The sequence below is a fragment of the Streptomyces sp. NPDC051664 genome (genome assembly GCF_044453545.1).
GTDB lineage: Bacteria > Actinomycetota > Actinomycetes > Streptomycetales > Streptomycetaceae > Streptomyces.
In genome coordinates this window covers 495,272-516,318 of the sequence record NZ_JBITCU010000001.1, presented here as the reverse complement: position 1 = coordinate 516,318, position 21,047 = coordinate 495,272, and the positions used below count along the sequence as shown (strand labels likewise).

Genomic DNA, 21,047 nt, shown 5'->3' with positions numbered 1-21,047 from the left:
GGGCGGGCATCGCCGGGGCTGCGGCTGCAGCAGCTTGCCCGGCTCCCGCCGCTCGGTCGCGTCGAGTGGGGGGCGCGCGGTCGGCCGCGCGTACCTCCGGCAGGCCCTGCGGGTGCCCGTGGAAGTGGTCCTGCACCGGACCGGCCGGCGAGGCGGGCAGGCGCGGTGCCGGGCGGGTGGAATGCGGAAGGGCCCGGTGCGAGCGTCACTCGCATCGGGCCCTTCGCCCTGTCTCAGGCGGTCGCGGCGCAGTTCGGGCAGATGCCGCGGTACGTCACCTCGACATCGGAGACCGTGAAGCCGAACCGCTCGTCCGTCGGCAGGTCCGCCAGCAGGTCGCCCGCCGGGTGCACATCACGGATGGCGCCGCACCGGGCGCAGACCAGGTGCTGGTGGGGGCGGTGCGCGTTCGGGTCGTAGCGCTTCGCGCGGTGATCGGTGGCGACCTCGATGACCTCGCCGAGCGACACCATCTCGCCGAGCGTGTTGTAGACGGTGGCGCGGGAGATCTCCGGCAGCTTGGCGACGGCCCGGGCGTGGACCTCGTCGGCCGTCAGGTGCACATGGTCCCCGTCGAGGACCTCGGCCACGACACGCCGCTGCGCGGTCATGCGCCAGCCGCGTCCGCGGAGTCGTTCCAAGAGGTCACTCATGAGAGCAAGCCTAACAGCGAGGGTGCCCTGGTTCCGAACTGGTGTGACTTTGGATCTCTCCTTGACTTGGACTTAGTCCATTGTAGGATCAAGACCGATATGCGCAGTGGACAGGCTGTGCGGACATCAGGACATGACGGATGTGCAGGAATGACGCAGGAGGCGCACGTGACGCAGGGACCGCTCACCACGGAGGCCGGCGCGCCGGTCGCCGACAACCAGAACAGTCAGACCGCAGGTGTCGGTGGTCCGGTCCTGGCACAGGACCAGTTGCTGCTGGAGAAGCTCGCGCACTTCAACCGTGAGCGCATTCCGGAGCGCATCGTGCACGCCCGCGGCGCCGGTGCGTACGGCACCTTCACGCTGACCCGCGATGTCTCGCAGTGGACGCGTGCCAAGTTCCTCTCCGAGGTCGGCAAGCAGACCGAGACCTTCCTGCGCTTCTCCACCGTCGCGGGCAGCCTCGGCTCCGCCGACGCGGTGCGCGACCCCCGCGGATTCGCGCTGAAGTTCTACACCGAAGAGGGCAACTACGACCTCGTCGGCAACAACACCCCGGTGTTCTTCATCAAGGACGCCATCAAGTTCCCGGACTTCATCCACACCCAGAAGCGCGATCCGTACACCGGCTCGCAGGAAGCGGACAACGTCTGGGACTTCTGGGGTCTGTCGCCCGAGTCCACGCACCAGGTGACCTGGCTCTTCGGTGACCGCGGCATCCCGGCCACGCTGCGTCACATGAACGGGTACGGCTCGCACACGTACCAGTGGAACAACGAGGCCGGAGAGGTCTTCTGGGTCAAGTACCACTTCAAGACCGACCAGGGCATCAAGAACCTCACGCAGGCCGAGGCCGACAAGCTCGCCGGCGAGGACCCGGACAGCCACCAGCGCGATCTGCGCGAGGCGATCGAGCGCGGCGACTTCCCGTCCTGGACGGTGCAGGTCCAGGTCATGCCCGCGTCGGAGGCGGCCACGTACCGCTTCAACCCGTTCGACCTCACCAAGGTGTGGCCGCACGAGGACTACCCCCCGATCGAGATCGGGAAGCTGGAGCTCAACCGCAACCCCGAGAACATCTTCGCGGAGACCGAGCAGTCGATCTTCAGCCCCGCGCACTTCGTGCCGGGCATCGGCCCGTCCCCGGACAAGATGCTCCAGGGACGCCTCTTCGCCTACGGCGACGCCCACCGCTACCGCGTCGGGATCAACGCCGACCACCTGCCCGTGAACCGTCCGCACGCCACCGAGGCGCGGACGAACAGCCGAGACGGCCACCTGTACGACGGCCGCCACAAGGGTGCGAAGAACTACGAGCCCAACAGCTTCGGCGGTCCGGTACAGACGGACCGTCCGCTGTGGGAGCCCACCACCGTCACCGGTGAGACCGGTACGCACGAGGCCCCGCGCCACGCCGAGGACAACGACTTCGTGCAGGCGGGGAACCTCTACCGGCTCCTCTCCGAGGACGAGAAGGTCCGACTGATCGACAACCTCGCCGGATTCATCGCCAAGGTCTCCCGCGACGACATCGCGGAGCGCGCGATCGACAACTTCCGCCAGGCGGACGGCGACTTCGGCAAGCGGCTGGAGGCCGCGGTCCAAGCCCTTCGCGGCTAGTACTCACGGCTGCCGGTGCCGGTGGGCCGGTTCCCTCCGCGTCGAGGGGGGCGGCCCACCGGCCGTACGTGCGCAGGGGCGTCAGCCGACCAGTTCCACCGGATGGCGCCTGGTGGGCGCCCAGCAGCGGATGATGTCGCGGACCGAGACGATCCCGACGGGACCGTGGTCGTCCAGCACGATCAGATGCCGGAAGCCGCCGTGCGTCATGGCCTCCGCGGCCTCCTCCAGGGTCCAGCCGGGCGCGGCGAAGACCACATCGGTGGTGGTGTGGGTGGATGCGGTCTCGGTGTCGGGGTTCTGACCGGCGCCGACCGCGTTGAGGATGTCGCGCTCGGTGAGGATGCCGAGTCCGCTGGTGTCCCCGTCGAGGACGACGGCTGCGCCGATGCGGCGGGCCGACATCAGCTGGGCCGCCTGGCGGAGCGTGTGGGTGGGGCCGATGGTGAGGACCATCGTGCTCATGGCGTCACGGACGAGCATGAAGGGAGCCACCTCCTTCGTGAAGCGACCACGTGAGTCGATTCACAAGTTCACAAGTGGGGGGACTCTCAGAGTTGCATCCTTGGGGGACTCCAACAAGGGGTACGTGGAGATCATTCGAGGGGCGCACGGAAATGGACCGCACGCCCCTCGGGAGTCTGTACGCCTCGTAGCGGCGCGGGATCAGTAGCGCTGGTTCAGATATCCGAGCAGCTCGTGGTGGAGCAGCCCGTTCGAGGCCGCCGCGTTTCCGCCGCCCGGACCGGGCACCCCGTCCAGGCTGGTGAACCGGCCACCCGCCTCCTGGACGATGATCGCGTTCGCCGCCATGTCCCATAGCGAGAGTTCCGGCTCCGCGCAGATGTCCACGGAACCCTCGGCGACCATCATGTACGGCCAGAAATCCCCGTACCCGCGCGTACGCCAGCAGGCCCGGGTCAGATCCATGAACCCGTCGAGCCGGCCCTGCTCCTCCCAGCCGGTCATCGACGCGTACGCGAACGAGGCGTCCGGGATCCGCTCGACCTTCGAGACGTGCATCCGGGTCGCGGAGGTGAGGCTGCGGCCGGAGAACGCCCCGGCACCCTTCGCCGCCCACCAGCGGCGGCCCAGCGCGGGGGCCGACACCACTCCCACCACCGGCTGGAAGCCGTTCTCGCCCGCCTCCATCAGCGAGATCAGCGTCGCCCAGACCGGCACACCGCGCACGTAGTTCTTGGTGCCGTCGATCGGGTCGACGACCCAGCGGCGGGGGCCGGTGCCCTCGATCCCGTACTCCTCGCCGAGGATCGCGTCGCGCGGGCGCGCCCGATGGAGGTGACCGCGGATCAGCTCCTCGGCGGCCTTGTCGGCCTCGCTCACCGGCGTCATGTCCGGCTTGGTCTCGACCTTGAGGTCGAGAGCCTTGAACCGGTCCATCGTCGTCGCGTCGGCGGCGTCCGCCAGCACATGGGCGAGGCGCAGATCATCGTGGTAGTCGGGCATGTCGTCACAGTATCGACCGCGGGTGAACAGAGCCACAGGACCCTGGGGGCTGCGTGGACCCTTGACAGTGCGGGGGAGCGCGTCAACTCTGAACCGCAGACCCCTGGCGTGGGAGGCGACGATGCCTGCAGCGCGAGAAGCATTGCTGGACGCCGCCCTCTCGGCGCTCAGCACCCTGCCCTGGACGACGGTGCGGATGGTCGACATCGCGTCCGCCGCAGGAGTCTCCCGGCAGACCCTCTACAACGAGTTCGGCAGCAAGGACGGCCTGGCCCGGGCTCTCGTCCGGCGCGCTGCCGACGGCTACCTCGCCGGTGTCGAACGGGCCTTGCAATCGCCCGGTGGCACGGGGGACAGACTGGCCGCCACCGCCGCCTGGACGGTCCGGGCGGCTCGTACGAACGCCCTGGTCAGGGCGTTGCTCACGGGTTGCTGGGGAGAGCGCTTACCCCGCCCCGCCCGCCTCTCGGGGCCGCCCTCCTCGCCCGTACCGGCGCAGCGGCGGGCCGATGCCGGGCCGCCGACCCCGGCCGAGCTCCTCGGCCTGGTGCGCAACCGCGCGGTGGCCGCCCTGGACGGCGGGCGCCCGCCGCACGACCCGGCGGCGCTGGCCGTGACCTGCGAGATCGCGTTGCGCCTCGCACTGTCGTACGCGGTTGCCGCGTCCTCCGTCCCCACGGACGCGGCGCCGCTGGTGCGCGAGGTGATGGAGCGGTGGCCCGCCGGGTGACGGGCGGGCCACCGGTGGCGCGCTACTTCTTCAGCCAGCCGACCTTGGTGTAGTCGACGTCGGCCAGGCCCGCGGCGCCGTAGTTCGCCAGGTCCTTGCGGACGGCGACGATCTGCGGGCGCTGGTAGAGCTCGATGGAGTGACCGAGCTTCCAGATCTCGACGTCCGCCTCGTTGTAGAGCTTGGCCGCCGCGGCCCGGTCGGTGGTCTGTGCGGCCTTCGACAGCAGTTCGTCGATCTTCGGGGAGCCGACCGAACCGAAGTTCTGGAAGAGGTTCTTTCCCTTCGGCTGCCGGTACACCGGGTACGACATGGTCAGATACACCTGGTCGACGTTGCGGAAGCTGACCAGGTCGAAGTTGCCGGTGTTGACGAACTTGTTGAAGAAGTCGTTCGCCGGGACCTTCTTGATGTTCACCTTCACGCCGATGACACCGAGCTGCTGCTGCACGAGCTCCGCCTGGTCCGTCTGGGCCGAGGTGCCGCCCGCGCTCAGGGCGTAGTCGAGCGTGAGCTGCTTGCCGCCCTTGGTGCGCGGCTTGCCCTCTCCGGCGTCTTTCCAGCCCGCCTCGTCAAGGAGCTTCTTCGCCTTCTCGACGTCGTACTCGCCGTACGCCCCGGCGTTGGCCTGGTAGCCCACCTGGTTGGGCATGAAGAAGTGGTTGTCCAGCGGCTTCAGTTCGAAGGAGAGGTCCTTGCTGAAGCTGGCGTTGATGCCCTTGCGGTCGATCGCCGCCTGCAGGGCGTTGCGTACCTTCACGTCCTTCAGCGGCCCCCGGCCGCCGTTCAGGGTGATGTGCACCTCGTCCCAGCGGGCGCCGCGCCGGATCTCCGTGCCCGGCGCGTCGACCAGGCGCTTGTAGTCCTCCGGGAGGAGCGCGGTGGCCGAGTCCGTCTCCTTGTTGAGGTAGGCGTCGGTCATCGCGGAGAAGTCCAGCACCCGGTAGATCACCGAGTCCAGCTTGGGCTTGTCGCCCCACCACTTGGGGTCCGGAACGGCTGTGATGGTCTGCGCCGTCTTGTCGTACTCACCGATCTTGAAGGCGTTGCCCGAGACCGGGACCTTCTCCGACCAGCCCTTGTTGAACTTCTCCGGGGTGTCGATGTAGTCGGCCGGGTAGAGCGGGTCGAAGAGCCGCTGCCAGTCGGCGTACGGCTCGGTGAAGGTGACCTTCACGCCGTGGGCGTCCTTGCCCTGCTCGACCTTGGATATCTGGTCGTACCCCGAGGTGTCGGCCGCCTCGTACGCCTCGTCCGAGCCGTTCAGGGCCTTCCACTGGGCCTCGAAGTCCTTCCAGCTCAGCGGCTTGCCGTCGGACCACTTGGCCTTCGGGTTCAGCTGGTACTCCACCACCTGCGGGCTGGAGGAGACGACCTTCGCCGAGACCAGGAAGTTCGGGTTGGTGTGGATGGCGCCCTTGGCGTCCGAGTCGAAGAGGTCCGGCAGGACGAGTGCGCTGATCTCCATGGCATCGCCCTGCGAGCCGTCCACGGTGTTGTAGTTGTACTGGGTGATCCACTGGGTGATCGGCACCTTCACCGATCCGCCCTGCCTGAGGTCGCTGAGCGGGTGTGCGTTGATGTCCTGGCCGTCGGCCTTGGGCGCTGCCTGCTTCTTCGGCGCCTTGGCGTCCGCGCCGGAGGAGTCGCAGCCGGTCACCGCCAAGGTGGCCGACAGGGCTGCGGCGATGGCGATCACGGTGGTTCTGCGCATCGGTGTTCATTCCTCCGGTTCGGGTGCGGTCCGATCGGGGCCGCAGGCTGCGGAGACCGTAAGTCGATCTTCGGGCTGGTGGGAGGGCAGCCGGGGTGGTTTCATGGTTTCTTTGCATGTCCGCAACAAAACACCGTCAAGCTGGGCCGGTAGGCAGACCTGCGCCGATGGAGCCGGCCGTGGCCGCGATCCGGCCCGCCGGCTCTGCACGACCCTTGTGAACGCCCCTGTGGAGGACCAACACCTGTGGCCGCCTTTCTGGCCAAGCGACTCGGCTACTACGCCGTCCTGTTGCTGGCCGCCGTCTGCCTGTCGTACCTCCTCGCGTCCCTGGCGCTCGACCCGCGCGCGTACTACGAGGGGCGCCAGCCGCCCCTCTCGCCCAGGTCCGTCGACCACCACCTCACCGCTCTCGGGGTCAATGACCACGAACCGCTGCTCACCCGGTTCGGGCAGTGGGCCGGGCGCGCGGTCCGCGGTGATCTCGGGCAGACCATCGACGGGACCTCGGTGGGCGCGGAGTTCGGGCGCCGGATCGGGGTCAGCCTGCGGCTGCTTCTGCTCGGCACCGTCCTCGGGACCGTCGTCGGCGTGCTCGCCGGCGCGTGGACCGCCGTACGCCAGTACCGGCTCTCCGACCGACTGGTCACCCTCGCCTCGTTCGTCCTGCTCTCCACCCCCGTCTTCCTGCTCGCGGTGCTCCTGAAGATCGGCGCGATCTGGTTCAACCAGAAGACCGGCACCGAGGCCATCCAGTTCACCGGCGAGAAGAGCCCCGGCGTGGACTCCGGGTTCTGGACCGTGCTGAAGGACAGGTCGGTCCATCTGCTGCTGCCGACCGTCTCCATCGCCCTCGGCACCATTGCGAGTTACAGCCGCTACCAGCGCTCCACCATGCTCGACGTCCTCGGCTCCGACTATCTGCGCACCGCTCAGGCCAAGGGGCTCACCCGGTCCACCGCGCTGCTCAAGCACGGGCTGCGCACGGCGCTCATCCCCATGTCGACCTACTTCAGTTACGGCTTCCTGGCGCTGTTCACCGGTGCCACCTTCACCGAGACGATCTTCGGCTGGCACGGCATGGGCGAGTGGTTCGTCGCCTCCGTCGGCAAGAACGACGTCAACTCGGTGGTCGCCGTCAATGTGTTCGCCGCCGTGATGGTCCTCCTGTCCGGCTTCCTCGCGGATCTCCTGCACGCCGCGCTCGACCCGCGCATCCGGAACGCCTGAACCTGAACAGCCCGAGGAGTACGACTGTCATGACCGCCGTCATCGAGACCGCCGCCGACGCGGCGGCCGGAGGGGCCGAGCCGCTGCGGCCGGCCGGCCGCGCCGCAGTGGTGCTGCGCCGCTTCGTGAGCAACCGCGGTGCACTCGCCGGAGGAACGATCCTTCTGCTGCTCTTCCTGCTCGCCTTCGCCGGACCGCTGATCAGCCACTGGGACTACAGCCACATCGACTACACCTCGCTGCGCGAAGGCCCGGGCGCAAGGCACTGGTGGGGGACCAACCGCATCGGGCAGGACGTCTTCGCGCAGACCGTCCGCGGACTCCAGAAGTCGCTGCTGATCGGGCTGCTGGTGGCGTTCTTCTCGACCGTGCTCGCCTCGCTGGTCGGCGCCTGCGCCGGATACTTCGGGGGCTGGCCGGACCGGATCCTGATGTTCGGCGTCGATCTGCTGCTGGTCTTCCCGGCCTTCCTGATCATCGCGATCATCTCACCGCGGCTGCGCGGCGGCGGCTGGTTCGCCTTCGTCGGGCTGCTCGCCGTCTTCGGCTGGATGATCACCGCGCGGGTGATTCGGTCCATGACGCTCTCCCTCAAGGAGCGCGAGTTCGTGCGGGCCGCCCGGTACATGGGCGTCGGGCCGTTCCGGGTGATCTGGCGGCACATCCTGCCGAACGTCGCTTCCTTCCTCATCATCGACGCGACCATCGCGGTCGGCGGCGCGGTGATGAGCGAGACCGCGCTGTCGTACTTCGGCTTCGGCGTGCAGGCGCCCGATGTGTCGCTCGGCACGCTCATCGCCTCGACGACAGGCGCCGCGGTGACGTACCCATGGATGTTCTTCTTCCCCGCAGGCCTGCTCATCGTCTTCGTCCTCGCGGTGAACCTGGTGGGCGACGGACTGCGTGACGCGCTCGATCCGACGAGCGGGCGAGGCCGTTCAACGGCTCGGACAGCTGTTCAGGACGAGGAGACCGACCGATGAGTACGACGACTGACGGACAGGCACCCGTGGTGCTGGACGTCTCCGGTCTAGCCGTCGACTTCGACGGGGCACCCGCCGTCCGGGGCGTCGACTTCACGCTGCGCCGCGGCGAAGTGCTCGGCCTGGTGGGGGAGTCGGGGTCGGGGAAGTCCGCCACCGCACTGGCCGTGCTCGGGCTGCTGCCGGCCAATGCGCGGGCACGGGGATCGGTCCGGCTCGCCGGGAGCGGAGCCGCGGACGAGGGCGGGACCGAACTCGTCGGCGCCTCCGACCGAGTGCTCTCCTCGGTACGTGGCCGCCGTATCGGCATGGTCTTCCAGGACCCGCTCTCCGCCTTCACCCCGGTCTACCGGATCGGCGACCAGATCGCCGAGGCCATCCGTACCCACCGCGACGTCTCCCGCGAGCGCGCCCGTGCGGAAGCCGTCGACCTGCTCGACCTCGTGGGCATTCCCGAACCGGCCACCAGGGCGCAGGGATTCCCGCACGAGTTCTCCGGCGGGATGCGTCAACGCGCCATGATCGCGATGGCCGTCGCCAACGACCCGGATGTGATCATCGCCGATGAGCCGACCACGGCCCTCGACGTCACCGTCCAGGCCCAGGTCCTGGACGTGCTGCGCACCGCGCAGCGCGAGACGGGTGCCGCGCTGCTGCTGGTCAGCCATGACCTCGGGGTGATCGCGGGAGCGGCGGACCGGGTCGCGGTGATGTACGCGGGCCGGGTCGTCGAGACCGCAGCGGCGACCGAACTCTTCCGGCGGCCCCGGATGCCGTACACGCTCGGCCTGATCGGTGCCGTACCGCGGATCGACGGCCCCTCGGACGTGCTCGTCCCGATCCCGGGCGCACCGCCCTCGGCGGGCCGGCTGCCGAAGGGCTGCGCGTTCGCCCCGCGCTGCCCGCTGGCCGAGGAGCGCTGCACGGCGGCGGAGCCCGCGCTCGTGGCCGCGGGCGCGAGCGACGAAGGGCATCTCGCCGCCTGCGTACGAGCCGAGGAGATCGCCGAACAGGGCCTCACCCCGGCGGAGGTCTTCCCCGTCCCGTCCATTCCCGAACGCGCCGCCTCCCCCGGCGACCGGGTCCTGCACGTCACCGGGCTCACCAAGACGTTCCCCGTCCTCAAGGGGACCGCGTTCAAACGGCGTGTCGGCTCCATCCACGCGGTCGACGGCGTGGACCTCTCCATCCGGGCCGGTGAAACACTCGCGCTCGTCGGGGAGTCCGGATCCGGCAAGTCCACCACCCTCTTCGAACTGCTGAACCTCGTCCGCCCCGAAGGCGGGGACATCGAGCTCTTCGGACGGTCCCTCGACGGACTGTCCAAGGCCGACCGCAAGGCGCTGCGCGGCCGGGTCCAGATCGTCTTCCAGGACCCGATGGCCAGCCTCGACCCGCGGATGCCGGTCGGCGACATCGTCGCCGAGCCGCTGCGCACCCAGGGCGCGGACCGCGCCACCGTGGCCCGGCGGATCCCCGAACTGCTCACCCAGGTCGGACTCGAACCGGCGCACGCCACCCGCTTCCCGCACGAGTTCTCCGGTGGGCAGCGGCAGCGCATCGGGATCGCCCGCGCGCTCTCCGTCGAACCGGACCTGCTCGTGCTCGACGAACCGGTGTCCGCGCTCGACGTGTCCGTACAGGCCGGGGTGCTCAACCTGCTCCAGCGGCTCAAGGCCGAGCTGGGGCTCGCGTACCTCTTCGTCTCGCACGATCTGTCGGTGGTGCGGCACATCGCGGACCGGGTGAGTGTCGTCTACCTCGGCCGTACGGTCGAGACCGGCACCGCCGAGGAGGTCTTCGAGCGGGCCCGCCATCCGTACACGCAGGCGCTGCTGTCGGCCGTGCCGCTGCCCGACCCGGAGCGCGAGCGCCGCCGCACCCGCATTCTGCTGGCCGGGGATCCGCCGAGCCCGACGCGGCGGTACGAGGGCTGCCGGTTCCGGTCACGCTGCCCGGTGTACGCGGAGCTGGGCGAGGAGGACAGGGAGCGCTGCGAGCGCGACGTACCGCTCGGGGAGGCGGCCGGGCACAGCGCCGCCTGTCACTTCCCCGGACGTCCCCTGCCGGTCAGTGGGACGATCCCGACAGCTGCAGTCCGATCACACCCAGGATCACCAGGGAGATCGAGATGAGCTTGAGCGTGGAGACCACGTCGTCGAGGAAGACCATGCCGTAGATCGCGGTGCCCGCAGCGCCGATGCCCGTCCACACGGCGTAGGCGGGCCCCACGTCGAGCTTCTTCAGGGACAGGGTCAGCAGACCGAAGCTGCCGAGCGCGAAGATGCAGAAGGCGATGGTCGGCCAGAGCCGGGTGAAGCCGTGCGACAGTTTCAGACAGACAGCGAAGCCGGTCTCCAGAAGCCCTGCGACCACGACCAGCAGCCACGCCATCGTCGGTGCCCTCCCACGTCGGTGACTGCCCTGTCCCGCTGCGTGCGATTATGCACTTACCGGTAGCAGCAGATCGCAAACGTGCCTCGGTCAGTCGCCTTCGCGTCGCTCCCGGGTGGCCAGCAGCCGGTGCAGCGAGTCCAGCCGGGCCGGGTCGGCGTGCCCGGATGTCACCCAGGCGCCCAGAGCGCATTCCGGTTGGACAGCGTCGTGGGTGCAGCCGCGAGGGCAGTCCTCGGTGCCGGGCTCCAGGTCGGGGAAGGCGTGGATGACCCGCGAAGGGTCGATGTGGTGCAGCCCGAAGGAGCGCACACCGGGGGTGTCGACCACCCAGCCGCGGCCGTCCGGCAGAGGCAGCGCCAGGGCCGAGGTGGTGGTGTGCCGGCCCCGGCCGGTGACCGCGTTGACGACACCCGTCGTACGCCGCCGGTCCTTCGGCACCAGGGCGTTGACCAGCGTGGTCTTCCCGACGCCGGAGTGCCCGACGAACGCGGTGACCCGGTCGTTCAGCTGCTCGCGCACCCGGTCGGCCGCGTCGCCGTTCTCCAGCTCCTGGCGATTGGTGACGATGTAGGGGACACCCAGCGGGGTGTACGCCTCCAGGAGCTTGTCCGGGGACGCCAGGTCGGACTTGGTGAGAACCAGGAGCGGGGTGAGCCCGCCGTCGTACGCCGCCACCAGACAGCGGTCGATCATCCGCGGACGGGGTTCCGGATCGGCCAGCGCGGTGACGATCGCCAGCTGGTCGGCGTTGGCGACGACCACCCGCTCGTACGGATCGTCGTCGTCCGCGGTCCGCCGCAGCACCGAGCGGCGTTCACCGATGCGGACGATGCGGGCCAGGGTGTCCTTCTCCCCGGACAGATCGCCGACGATGGAGACGGTGTCGCCCACCACCGCGGCCTTGCGGCCGAGCTCGCGCGCCTTCATCGCCATGACCGTACGGCCTTCGACGAGGCAGGTGAGGCGGCCGCGGTCGACGGTGAGGACCATGCCGTCCTCGGCGTCCTCGTGCTTCGGACGGGTATGCGTACGAGGCCGGTTGCCCTTCGGGTTCGGGCGGAACCGGATGTCGTCCTCGTCGGGGTTCTTGCCGTAGCGACGCATGACTCAGGCCCCGAGCATTCGGGTCCACATCTGCGGGAAATCCGGCAGGGTCTTGGCGGTTGTCGCCACGTTCTCGATCTCCACTCCGGGGACTGCAAGGCCGATGATCGACCCCGCGGTGGCCATCCGGTGGTCGTCATACGTATGGAAGGTACCGCCGTGCAGCGCGCGCGGCTCGATGTGCAGCCCGTCGGCGGTCTCGGTCACCCGGCCGCCGAGCTCGTTGATCTCCTTGGTGAGCGCGGCCAGCCGGTCCGTCTCGTGCAGCCGCAGATGGGCGACACCGCTGAGCGTGGACGGGGAGTCGGCGAGGGCCGCGACCGCCGCGATGCCCGGGGTGAGCTCGCCGACCTCGCCGAGGTCGACGTCGATGCCGTGGATGCGGCCCGAACCGGTGAACGTGAGACCGTGCTCGGTCAGCTCGCAGCTGCCGCCCATCGCGGTGAAGATCTCGCGCAGCGCGTCACCGGGCTGGGTGGTGCGCAGCGGCCAGTCGGGGATCGTGACCCGGCCACCGGTGACCAGGGCCGCGGCCAGGAACGGCTGCGCGTTGGAGAGGTCCGGCTCGACCGTCAGATCGCGGCCGAGCAGCGCCGACGGGGAGACCCGCCAGACGTTCGGCTCGCCGCCCGTCTCCGGCTCGTCGACCTGGGCGCCGACGACCCGCAGCATGTCGACCGTCATCCGGATGTGCGGCATCGACGGGAGCCGGGAGCCGGTGTGGCGCACCTCCACGCCCTGGTTGAAACGCGGCGCCGACAGCAGCAGCGCCGAGACGAACTGGGAGGACGAGGACGCGTCGATCGCCACCGGGCCGCCGTCCAGCGCACCACCGCCGTGCACGGTCATCGGCAGCGATCCGCGCCCGTCGTCGTCGATCCTGGCGCCGAGCACCCGCAGCGCGTCGATCACACCGTTCAGCGGCCGCTCGTACGAACGCGCGTCGCCGTCGAAGTGGATCGGCCCGTCGGCGAGGCTGGCGACCGGCGGCAGGAAGCGCATGACCGTTCCGGCGTTGCCGACGTCGATCGTGGTGGGGCCGTGCAGCCCGGCCGGGATGACCCGCCAGGCCTCCCCGGAGCCGTCCGGGCCGACACCCTCCTCGATGCCGACGCCCATCGCGCGCAGCGCCTGCGCCATCAGCAGTGTGTCGCGGGAGCGCAGCGGGCGGCGCAGCCAGCCCGGCTCGGCGGCGAGGGCGGCGAGGACCAGCGCCCGGTTGGTGACCGATTTCGATCCGGGCACGGTGACGGTGGCGTCGACGGCTCCGCTCGCATGGGGGGCGGGCCAGAGGGCAGGGTGCACGGAACTTTCGGTCATGGCCCTCACTTTAGTGGCTCACCGCAAACCCGGATCTTGATCAAACAGGCGGAAACCGGGGCGTAATACAAGCGTGGTACTGACCGCAACGAGCCCGGGGCCGGGCGCCGCCGCCCCTCACAGGCCGAGCAGCCAGCGACCTCCGCCGATCAGTGAGCAGAGCGACACCGCGTGGAAGAGGAAGAGCCACAGCCCGGCCGGGACGTCCGTGAGCCGGGACAGCTGGTCCGCGTCCGAGTCCGGTGCGCCGCCGTGGCGCCGCTTCGACTGGAGCTCGAACGCCGGACGCACACCGCCGAGCAGCAGGAACCACACCGCGGTGTATGCGAACAGCGACTGCACGTCGGGCGAGGCGAGCCAGGACACGAGCAGGAAGGCCGAGCCGGTGAAGATCACCGTGAGCGCCCCGTACACATTGCGGATCATCACCAGCATCACGGCGAGCAGCGCCGTCGCCACCCACAGCAGCAGCGTGATCCTGCCGCTGCTGAGCAGCCACGCGCCGCCCAGTCCCAGCAGCGGCGGCGCGGTGTAGCCCGCCGCCGCGGTGAGGATCATGCCGATACCGGTGGGTCTGCCACGGCTGACGGTCAGCCCGCTGGTGTCCGAGTGCAGCCGGATGCCCTGCAGCCTGCGCCCGGTGACCAGCGCGATCAGCCCGTGGCCGCCCTCGTGCGCGATGGTGATCGTGTTGCGGGAGATCCGCCACAGGACGTTGGGCACGACGGCTATGAGCGCGACCGTGGCCGTCACGACCACCAGCCACTGTTCGGGTGCGGGCTGGGTACCGGATATGCGATCCCACAGATCGCCCAGATCGGTGCTGTCCATGGTGCGGGCGGCTCCTTGCGGTCGTGCCGGTGGGTCGTGGCAGTCTGGCACTTATGTGCGGACGGTATGCAGCGAGTCGGCGGCCCGAGGATCTGACCGGACTCTTCGGCGTCGAGAAGTGGGAACCGGCGGAGGCCCTGGAGCCCGATTACAACGTGGCGCCGACCAAGGAGGTCTACGCCGTACTGGAACGCCCGGTGAAAGACGCGGATGATCAACGTCCGGTTCGCCAGCTGCGCGCACTGAAATGGGGACTCGTGCCCTCCTGGGCCAAGTCGCCGGAGGGCGGCGCCCGGATGATCAACGCCCGGGCCGAGACGGTCCACGAGAAGCCGTCGTTCCGCCGCCCCTTCGTCTCTCGGCGCTGCATCCTGCCCGCCGACGGCTACTACGAGTGGGTCACCGGTACCGACGAGCGGCAGCTGGAGGAGCAGGGGAGGAAGAAGCGCCCCCGCAAGCAGCCGTACTTCGTGACACCCGCGGACGGATCGGTCTTCGCGATGGCCGGACTGTACGAGTTCTGGCGCGACCGCACCCTGCCCGACGACCACCCGCAGGCCTGGTGGGTGACCTGCTCCGTGATCACCACCGAGGCGGAGACCACCCCGCTCGCGGTCGCCCCCGCCGAGGGCCCGGCGGCGCTCGCCGACATCCACCCCCGGATGCCGCTGATGCTCACCCCGGACCGCTGGGACGCCTGGCTGGACCCCTCGCACACGGACATCGAGGGACTGCGGGCGCTGCTCGCACCACCGCCCGGCGGACTGATGCGGGCCTACCCGGTGGCCACCGCCGTCAGCAATGTCCGCAACAACGGACCCGAACTGCTGGAGGAGTTGGCCGCGCCGGAGGTCGGCACACTCTTCTGACCGGGCAGGATGAGGTACGTGAGTCCCACAGAGACAGCTCGTACGACGACCGGGACGGTCGACACCGACGCCGGGCCGGCCCGGATCACCTGGCTGCCCGCGAAGAAGCCGCGCCTGGTGCTCGCCGCCGGTCACGGCGCCGGTGGCGGCATCGAGGCCCGCGACCTCCAGGCCCTCGCCGCCGCGCTGCCCGCCCACGGAGTGAGCGTCGCCCTGGTGGAGCAGCCGTGGCGGGTCGCCGGGAAGAAGCTCGCACCCGCCCCGAAGACCCTGGACACCGGCTGGCGCGGCCTGTGGCCCGCCCTCACCGCCCCAGGGCTCCCGGTCGTCGCCGCGGGACGCAGCGCCGGCGCCCGGGTGGCCTGCCGCACGGCGACCGAGCTCGGCGCCCACGCGGTCCTCGCGCTCAGTTTCCCCCTGCATCCGCCGGGCAAGCCGGAGAAGTCCCGCAAGGACGAGCTGCTCGGCTCGGGTGTGCCCACGCTCGTCGTGCAGGGCGGCCACGACCCGTTCGGACGGCCCGCCGAATTCCCGCCGGGGGAGTACGAGATCACCGAGGTGCCGTACGGGGACCATGGGTTCGCCGTCCCGAAGAAGGCCGACCTGACCCAGGATCAGGCGATGGAGATCCTCACCGCCGCCGTCACCGTCTGGCTGGACCGACTCCCGTAGCGCCCGGCCCGTCTCCCTCGCACACCGGGCACGCCTCCTTTCGGGTGGATCGGATCACCCTCGCGGGGACCTGCCGCAGCCCCGGGAATGTTGAGTGGGGGGCCACTGTTGTTGCGGACATCGGTACATCAACGTCGTATGTGGAGAGGGAGTCCGTCGCATGGGTTCGACCATCTGCCCGCGCCGCTCGAACGCAGCTGACCTGGAGTGGACGGTGCTGCATGCGGCGAAGACCACTCCCGAGCGGGCACTGAGCGGATCGGATCGACAGCCCGCGTCGAAGCAAGGTCGACTATTCTCCGATTCGAGCGGGTCCGGTTTCGGATCCGCCACAGCGTTGGAGGAGGTGGGTCCGGTCACCGGTACCGACACAGGGACCGACGACGGCCGCGCGGAGGAGACGACCGCCGAGCGCAACGCGCGCTTCGAGAGGGACGCCCTCGGTTTCCTCGACCAGATGTACTCGGCCGCGCTGCGCATGACGCGCAACCCCGCAGACGCCGAGGACCTGGTCCAGGAGACGTATGCGAAGGCGTACGGCTCCTTCCACCAGTTCCGCGAGGGTACGAACCTCAAGGCGTGGATGTACCGCATCCTCACGAACACCTTCATCAATTCGTACCGCAAGAAGCAGCGCGAACCTCAGCGCAGTGCCGCCGAGGAGATCGAGGACTGGCAGCTGGCGCGCGCCGAGTCGCACATGTCGACAGGTCTGCGCTCCGCCGAGTCGCAGGCTCTCGACCACCTTCCGGACTCGGATGTGAAGTCCGCACTGCAGGCGATCCCCGAAGAGTTCCGCATCGCGGTTTATCTTGCCGATGTAGAGGGCTTTGCCTACAAGGAGATCGCGGACATCATGGGGACTCCCATCGGTACGGTGATGTCCCGACTGCACCGGGGCCGCCGCCAACTGCGCGGCATGCTGGAGGACTACGCCCGTGACCGCGGGCTCGTCCCGGCCGGTGCCGGAGAGTCGGACGATCGGAAAGGCTCGGGCTCATGAGCTGCGGAGAGCCGCACGAGACGGACTGCTCAGAGGTCCTCGATCATCTCTACGAGTTTCTCGACCATGAGATGCCCGACAGCGACTGCACCAAGTTCGAGGTGCACTTCGAGGAGTGCTCCCCGTGCCTGGAGAAGTACGGCCTGGAGCAGGCTGTGAAGAAGCTGGTGAAGCGCTGCTGCGGTCACGACGACGTGCCGACCGATCTGCGCTCCAAGGTGATGGGCCGGATCGACCTGATCCGCTCGGGGCAGGCCGTGCCGGATCAGGACGTGGTGGCCGAGTCCCAGCTGCCGACCGCCGCCAACGAGTGACGGCCGTCAGGTGAGGGCCGGGGAGTGACGGGCAGCAGCCGCTGAGCAGCGGTACGTCCCGTAGCTCCCTCCTTTCCTCCGCACGTGTGAGGGCGCGCCGCGAATGTCGCGGCGCGCCCTCACACGTATCACCGGCACGGCGTACACATCACCCGAACTCACCCGAACGTGCTAATCGAGCTCATCGGTACTCGATCAAGCGCCCAACTCGCTAGCCTGGCGCCTCCATTGACCATCGTTGGGGGGCGGGTGGGTCGGGTGAGAGCCACACCGTTAGCGGCGCGCGCGCACATTCTGGCCGCAGTGGTCTGTGCCACGCTCTGTGTGCTGCCCGCATTGCGTCCCGGTGCGGGGATTGCGTGGACCACCGTCGGACTGCTCACGGCGCTCTATCTGGCCTGCGAACTTCCGGGCCGCTGCCGCCTCCTCGGCAGCTCCGTGCCGATCAGTGCCGGATCGTTCTTTCCGCTGCTGCTCGCCGCCGCGTTCCTGCTGCCGCCCGCAGCCGCCGCGCTGGTCGCGATCCCCGGCTCGCTCGTCGGCCGGGTCGAGCACGCGCCCGCCACAGCCCGCCGCATCTGGCGGGCGGCCCAGCTCGCCCTCACCGTCTGGGCGGCGTCGTGCGTCCACGGTCTGCTCGGCGGCGGCGCCACGCTCGGCGGACCGGGTCCCGAACGGCTGCCCGACTTCCCGTACGCGCTGCTGCCCGCCTGCGCCGCCGCGCTGGCTTTCAGCCTCGTCCTGACCGCCCTGGACGGTTCGATCCTGGCCACGGCCGAACGCCTGCCGCTGCGACACGCCTGGAGCGGGCTCCTGCCGCGCTCGCTCGGACCGCACCTGGTGCACGGTCTCGCCGGGCTGATGATGGCTGTGCTGTGGCGCAGCTCGTACGGACCGGTGTCCGCGCTCTTCGTCCTGCTGCCGATGTACATCTCCTGCTGGATCTTCTCCCAGTACCACCGCGAGCACGCCGCGCACCGCGCCACCATCAGGGCGCTGGTGCAGGCCGTCGACATCAAGGACACGTACACCCGCGGGCACAGCGAGCGCGTGGGGCGGGCCTCCGTGCTGATCGCCAGGGAACTCGGCATGGCGGAGGACCGCCTCGAAGTGCTCCGCTTCGCCGGGATCCTGCACGACGTCGGCAAGCTCTGCGTCCCGACCCGGGTGCTGCGCAAGGACGGGCCGCTCACCCCGGAGGAACGGCGCGTGATCGAACTGCATCCGGAGTACGGGCACGAGATCGTCCGCGGCATCGGCTTCCTGGGCGAGGCGCGTGCGGCGATCCTGCACCACCACGAGCGGCTCGACGGCAGCGGCTACCCGTACGGGCTCAGCGGGCGGGAGATCCCCGAGTTCGCGAGGGTCGTCGCGGTGGCCGACGCGTTCGACGCGATGACGTCGACGCGGTCGTACCGGAGAGGGAGGCCGGTGCCGGCGGCGGTGGAGGAGCTGAAGCGGTGTGCGGGCACGCAGTTCGATCCGCAGATGGTGCGGGCGCTGGCGCGAGGCCTGGACCGGCACGGGTGGTCGACGGCGTCGACGGTTGTGACTGCCGACGAGGCGGTGCCGGTGCCAAGGGTGGGCGGGGGCGGGGGTACGGGGGCCGTCCGGAGGCCGGTTCGCCCGCGATCGCCTGACGGGCTCGAACCGGCTCCCGGTCGTGCGGCGGCCGGTGGCGGGCTTGACGTGGCCGGCGGTCGTGCGGTGGCCGCGGACGGGTCCGGGCTCGCCCCTGGGGCGCAATCGCCCGTGGACCGGACCCGGTGAGTCGCGGTCGGAGCCGGACACGGCTGCCCCCCGCTGTCCTGGCCGTCCGGGGCGCCGCCGGCGCGCTCGCCGTCGCCGGGCTCGCCCACACCTTTTGGCACGGTCTCCACGAACCCGGGCTCGCCCTCGCCTTCGGCGTGCTCATCACCGTCGGTGAGCTGGCCCGCTGGGGTGCGCTGCCCGGTGAGCGGGAGCCCGCGCCGATCGGCGCCGCCGGAGCGCTCGCGTACGCGCTTCTCGGCCGCAGCGGCGGCGAGCCCACCAGCCATGGAGCCCTGCAGGTCATCGCTGTTCTCGTCGCGGCGCAGCTCGTCGCCGCCGTGCCCCATGTGGCACGCGGCAGCGGGCCCACCGCCGATCAGGTGGCCCGGCGGATCGTCATCGTCTCCTTCGCCGCTGTGTGCTTCCAGCCGCTCCACAACTCCGGCCGGTCCGCCGTCTGGTTCGGCGACGGCCCGTACTTCGCGCTCTTCCTGCTCGTACTGCTTGTGCTCACCGCTCTGTGCGATGCCGTGCTCGGCGCCCTGCTGCTGCGGGCCGGTACCCCCTTCCCGTACGGGCCGCTGCTCCGTGACGAGCTGCGCGCTCTGCTGGGCATCGGTTCGGCGGTCTGTGCGACCGGGGCGGTGATGGCTCTGGGGGTCTCTGTCGCCGGCCTGTGGGCGCTGCCCGTGCTCTGCGTACCGCTGCTGCTGACGCAGGTGTCGTTCCGCCGGTTCGTCGCGGTGCGCACCACCTACCGGCAGACCATCACCTCGCTCGCCCGGTCCACCGAGATCGCCGGCTACACCCCGCACGGGCATGCCCGCAGGGTGGCGGTGCTCTGCACGGCCGTCGGCCGCGAGCTGGGGCTCTCCGGGGCCGAGCTGACCGTGCTGGAGTACGCGGCCCTGATGCACGACATCGGGCAGCTCTCCCTCGTCGACCCGGTGCCCGACGGGGCGACCGCACCGCTGCCGGCCGCCGAGCAGCGCCGGATCGCGCTGCTGGGCGGGGCCGTCGTCCGGCAGACCGGGGTGGACACCGAGATCGCCGTCGTGGTGGAGCGGCAGGCCGACCCGTATCGCGAGCAGCCGCTGCCCGCCCGGATCGTCCGGGCCGTCAACGCATACGACGACCTGTGCGGGGAAGGCCTCAGCGGGCCGCTCGACGCACTGGAACAGCTCAGGCTCGGGACCGGCCACGACTTTCAGCCGGAGGTCGTGGAATCGCTCGCGCGCGTGCTGGCCCGGGGCGGTCTGACCCCTGTCCTGCCTGGGTAACCCATGGGTAATGAGCGGGCGTCCGGCTGGGCATGGTTGGATGCGAAGAAGACCGGAAAACGAGGGTGTCCGAGTCGGGACAGGCGGGAATCGTGAAGATCTTCGGGAAGGTACGGCATCGGCCCTCCGCCTCTTGGCGGCAGGCCACGGACCGCGCGTTCACGCTGATCGGCGACGGCCGGTACGAGGACGCGGGCGCGCTGCTGACACGGGCGGCGGACCTGGAGCCCTGGCTCTCCGAGTCGTGGTTCAACCTGGCGCTGCTGCACAAGTTCCGGCACGACTGGGAACAGGCGAGGGCGGCCGGTCTACGGGCCGTGGCGCTGCTCGACAAGGAGTCCGGCGCCCCGGACTGGTGGAACGTCGGGATCGCCGCCACCGCACTGCAGGACTGGCCGCTGGCCCGTCGCGCCTGGCAGGCCTACGGCCTGAAGGTACCCGGCAGCGGCCAGCACACCGCGGCGGCCAACAGCGAGCCGGCCGGCATGGAGCTGGGCAGCGCGGCCGTACGGCTGTCGCCCGAGGGCGAGGCCGAGGTCGTCTGGGGCCGCAGGCTGGACCCGGCGCGGATGGAAGTGCTGTCGATCCCGCTGCCGTCCTCCGGGCGGCGCTGGGGCGAGGTCGTCCTGCACGACGGGGTGCCGCACGGCGAGCGGGTGACCGCGGCCGGCCCCTCGTATCCCGTGTTCGACGAGATCGAGCTGTGGGCGCCGTCCCCCGTACCCACCTGGGTGGTGCTTCTCGAAGCCGCCACGGAGGACGACCGGGACGCACTGGAGCAGCTGGCGTCCGATGCCGGGTTCGCCGCCGAGGACTGGTCGTCGTCCGTACGGCTGCTCTGCCGGGCCTGTTCGGAGAGCCGGATGGAGAGCGACGAGGGTGACGGTGAGCACCTCGACCCGCACGACCACAGCGAGCCCGGTCATCCGGGCCCGCTGGGGCATCGGACCGCCGGTGAGCTGTGGGTGCCCGAGCGCGAGTGCGGGATAGCGGCGCCTGCGGGGCTGGTCCGCGGACTGCTGGACGGCTGGGTTGCCGACAGCCCGGACAGCCGTGAGTGGCGGGATCTCGAAGAAGTCTGCTGAGCCGTGCGTCCGCGGCCCGGCCG

The 21,047-nt window shown here is 70.2% G+C and carries 20 protein-coding genes; 12 read left to right on the top strand and 8 right to left on the bottom strand.

Features of this window, described 5'->3' with window-relative positions; translation table 11 throughout:
• Window positions 1-233: 233 nt before the first annotated feature.
• Window positions 234-653, bottom strand: a complete 420-nt coding sequence (locus ACIA8E_RS02315; protein WP_399293307.1) for a Fur family transcriptional regulator — start codon at window positions 651-653, stop codon at window positions 234-236.
• A gap of 150 nt (window positions 654-803) precedes the next feature.
• Between ACIA8E_RS02315 and ACIA8E_RS02310 the strand changes: the two genes are divergently transcribed.
• A complete protein-coding gene (locus tag ACIA8E_RS02310; RefSeq protein ID WP_399293304.1) occupies window positions 804-2,273 on the top strand; it encodes a catalase in 1,470 nt (489 codons plus the stop codon).
• A gap of 81 nt (window positions 2,274-2,354) precedes the next feature.
• On the opposite strand, the gene ACIA8E_RS02305 is transcribed toward ACIA8E_RS02310, so the two are convergent.
• Together ACIA8E_RS02305 and hisN are read right to left on the bottom strand one after the other, a co-directional pair.
• A complete protein-coding gene (locus ACIA8E_RS02305; protein WP_399293301.1) occupies window positions 2,355-2,756 on the bottom strand; it encodes a cyclic nucleotide-binding/CBS domain-containing protein in 402 nt (133 codons plus the stop codon).
• Between the two features lie 183 nt (window positions 2,757-2,939).
• Window positions 2,940-3,740, bottom strand: a complete 801-nt coding sequence (gene hisN / locus ACIA8E_RS02300; RefSeq protein ID WP_399293298.1) for a histidinol-phosphatase — start codon at window positions 3,738-3,740, stop codon at window positions 2,940-2,942.
• A 121-nt stretch (window positions 3,741-3,861) separates the two neighbouring features.
• Here hisN and ACIA8E_RS02295 point away from each other — a divergent pair, with 121 nt between their 5' ends.
• Window positions 3,862-4,470: a TetR/AcrR family transcriptional regulator gene (locus ACIA8E_RS02295; RefSeq protein ID WP_399293295.1), complete on the top strand. Its 609-nt coding sequence runs from the start codon at window positions 3,862-3,864 to the stop codon at window positions 4,468-4,470.
• 22 nt (window positions 4,471-4,492) lie between these two features.
• Here ACIA8E_RS02295 and ACIA8E_RS02290 read toward each other — a convergent pair whose 3' ends face one another.
• The gene (locus ACIA8E_RS02290; protein ID WP_399293293.1) at window positions 4,493-6,184 is read right to left on the bottom strand and encodes an ABC transporter family substrate-binding protein; all 1,692 of its coding nucleotides are present in this window, start codon (window positions 6,182-6,184) and stop codon (window positions 4,493-4,495) included.
• A gap of 246 nt (window positions 6,185-6,430) precedes the next feature.
• Between ACIA8E_RS02290 and ACIA8E_RS02285 the strand changes: the two genes are divergently transcribed.
• The 3 genes from ACIA8E_RS02285 to ACIA8E_RS02275 are packed head-to-tail and all read left to right on the top strand — an operon-like array spanning window position 6,431 to window position 10,532.
• Window positions 6,431-7,414 carry an ABC transporter permease gene (locus ACIA8E_RS02285; RefSeq protein ID WP_030969762.1) on the top strand — a complete coding sequence of 328 codons (984 nt, stop codon included), beginning with the start codon at window positions 6,431-6,433 and terminating at the stop codon, window positions 7,412-7,414.
• Between the two features lie 29 nt (window positions 7,415-7,443).
• A complete protein-coding gene (locus tag ACIA8E_RS02280) occupies window positions 7,444-8,397 on the top strand; it encodes an ABC transporter permease (protein WP_399293290.1) in 954 nt (317 codons plus the stop codon).
• A complete protein-coding gene (locus tag ACIA8E_RS02275) occupies window positions 8,394-10,532 on the top strand; it encodes a dipeptide ABC transporter ATP-binding protein (RefSeq protein ID WP_399293287.1) in 2,139 nt (712 codons plus the stop codon). The genes ACIA8E_RS02280 and ACIA8E_RS02275 overlap by 4 nt, the downstream gene beginning before the upstream one ends.
• On the opposite strand, the gene ACIA8E_RS02270 is transcribed toward ACIA8E_RS02275, so the two are convergent.
• The 4 genes from ACIA8E_RS02270 to ACIA8E_RS02255 form a co-directional block, all read right to left on the bottom strand.
• Window positions 10,468-10,791, bottom strand: coding sequence for a multidrug efflux SMR transporter (locus ACIA8E_RS02270; protein ID WP_030969764.1), 324 nt, complete (start codon window positions 10,789-10,791; stop codon window positions 10,468-10,470). The genes ACIA8E_RS02275 and ACIA8E_RS02270 overlap by 65 nt on opposite strands.
• A gap of 90 nt (window positions 10,792-10,881) precedes the next feature.
• Complete coding sequence (rsgA, locus tag ACIA8E_RS02265) at window positions 10,882-11,898, bottom strand: ribosome small subunit-dependent GTPase A (protein ID WP_399293284.1); 1,017 nt, start codon at window positions 11,896-11,898, stop codon at window positions 10,882-10,884.
• Window positions 11,899-11,901: 3 nt separating this feature from the next.
• On the bottom strand, window positions 11,902-13,218 hold the full coding sequence (gene aroA / locus ACIA8E_RS02260) for a 3-phosphoshikimate 1-carboxyvinyltransferase (protein ID WP_399293281.1): 1,317 nt from the start codon (window positions 13,216-13,218) through the stop codon (window positions 11,902-11,904).
• Window positions 13,219-13,335: 117 nt separating this feature from the next.
• A complete protein-coding gene (locus tag ACIA8E_RS02255; protein ID WP_399293278.1) occupies window positions 13,336-14,049 on the bottom strand; it encodes a M50 family metallopeptidase in 714 nt (237 codons plus the stop codon).
• Window positions 14,050-14,102: 53 nt separating this feature from the next.
• Here ACIA8E_RS02255 and ACIA8E_RS02250 point away from each other — a divergent pair, with 53 nt between their 5' ends.
• The 7 genes from ACIA8E_RS02250 (at window position 14,103) to ACIA8E_RS02220 (ending at window position 21,024) form a co-directional block, all read left to right on the top strand.
• Window positions 14,103-14,918 (top strand): SOS response-associated peptidase, encoded by an 816-nt coding sequence (locus tag ACIA8E_RS02250; protein ID WP_329160940.1) that lies wholly within the window; start codon window positions 14,103-14,105, stop codon window positions 14,916-14,918.
• A gap of 18 nt (window positions 14,919-14,936) precedes the next feature.
• The gene (locus ACIA8E_RS02245) at window positions 14,937-15,590 is read left to right on the top strand and encodes an alpha/beta family hydrolase (RefSeq protein ID WP_399293275.1); all 654 of its coding nucleotides are present in this window, start codon (window positions 14,937-14,939) and stop codon (window positions 15,588-15,590) included.
• A gap of 346 nt (window positions 15,591-15,936) precedes the next feature.
• On the top strand, window positions 15,937-16,593 hold the full coding sequence (locus ACIA8E_RS02240; protein ID WP_030915605.1) for a sigma-70 family RNA polymerase sigma factor: 657 nt from the start codon (window positions 15,937-15,939) through the stop codon (window positions 16,591-16,593).
• Window positions 16,590-16,907, top strand: a complete 318-nt coding sequence (gene rsrA, locus ACIA8E_RS02235; RefSeq protein ID WP_399293272.1) for a mycothiol system anti-sigma-R factor — start codon at window positions 16,590-16,592, stop codon at window positions 16,905-16,907. The genes ACIA8E_RS02240 and rsrA overlap by 4 nt, the downstream gene beginning before the upstream one ends.
• Before the next feature lie 258 nt (window positions 16,908-17,165).
• Window positions 17,166-18,677, top strand: a complete 1,512-nt coding sequence (locus tag ACIA8E_RS02230; protein ID WP_399293269.1) for an HD-GYP domain-containing protein — start codon at window positions 17,166-17,168, stop codon at window positions 18,675-18,677.
• A complete protein-coding gene (locus ACIA8E_RS02225; RefSeq protein WP_399293266.1) occupies window positions 18,674-19,939 on the top strand; it encodes an HD-GYP domain-containing protein in 1,266 nt (421 codons plus the stop codon). The genes ACIA8E_RS02230 and ACIA8E_RS02225 overlap by 4 nt, the downstream gene beginning before the upstream one ends.
• Window positions 19,940-20,031: 92 nt before the next feature.
• Window positions 20,032-21,024: a hypothetical protein gene (locus ACIA8E_RS02220; protein ID WP_030969778.1), complete on the top strand. Its 993-nt coding sequence runs from the start codon at window positions 20,032-20,034 to the stop codon at window positions 21,022-21,024.
• The last annotated feature ends 23 nt before the right edge of the window (window positions 21,025-21,047 follow it).

Bases quoted from the DNA above. Each gene is read 5' to 3' on its own strand.
- ACIA8E_RS02315 (WP_399293307.1), bottom strand. From the start codon at position 653: ATGAGTGACCTCTTGGAACGACTCCGCGGACGCGGCTGGCGCATGACC.
- ACIA8E_RS02310 (WP_399293304.1), top strand. From the start codon at position 804: ATGACGCAGGAGGCGCACGTGACGCAGGGACCGCTCACCACGGAGGCC.
- ACIA8E_RS02305 (WP_399293301.1), bottom strand. From the start codon at position 2,756: ATGCTCGTCCGTGACGCCATGAGCACGATGGTCCTCACCATCGGCCCC.
- hisN (WP_399293298.1), bottom strand. From the start codon at position 3,740: ATGCCCGACTACCACGATGATCTGCGCCTCGCCCATGTGCTGGCGGAC.
- ACIA8E_RS02295 (WP_399293295.1), top strand. From the start codon at position 3,862: ATGCCTGCAGCGCGAGAAGCATTGCTGGACGCCGCCCTCTCGGCGCTC.
- ACIA8E_RS02290 (WP_399293293.1), bottom strand. From the start codon at position 6,184: ATGCGCAGAACCACCGTGATCGCCATCGCCGCAGCCCTGTCGGCCACC.
- ACIA8E_RS02280 (WP_399293290.1), top strand. From the start codon at position 7,444: ATGACCGCCGTCATCGAGACCGCCGCCGACGCGGCGGCCGGAGGGGCC.
- ACIA8E_RS02275 (WP_399293287.1), top strand. From the start codon at position 8,394: ATGAGTACGACGACTGACGGACAGGCACCCGTGGTGCTGGACGTCTCC.
- ACIA8E_RS02270 (WP_030969764.1), bottom strand. From the start codon at position 10,791: ATGGCGTGGCTGCTGGTCGTGGTCGCAGGGCTTCTGGAGACCGGCTTC.
- rsgA (WP_399293284.1), bottom strand. From the start codon at position 11,898: ATGCGTCGCTACGGCAAGAACCCCGACGAGGACGACATCCGGTTCCGC.
- aroA (WP_399293281.1), bottom strand. From the start codon at position 13,218: ATGACCGAAAGTTCCGTGCACCCTGCCCTCTGGCCCGCCCCCCATGCG.
- ACIA8E_RS02255 (WP_399293278.1), bottom strand. From the start codon at position 14,049: ATGGACAGCACCGATCTGGGCGATCTGTGGGATCGCATATCCGGTACC.
- ACIA8E_RS02250 (WP_329160940.1), top strand. From the start codon at position 14,103: ATGTGCGGACGGTATGCAGCGAGTCGGCGGCCCGAGGATCTGACCGGA.
- rsrA (WP_399293272.1), top strand. From the start codon at position 16,590: ATGAGCTGCGGAGAGCCGCACGAGACGGACTGCTCAGAGGTCCTCGAT.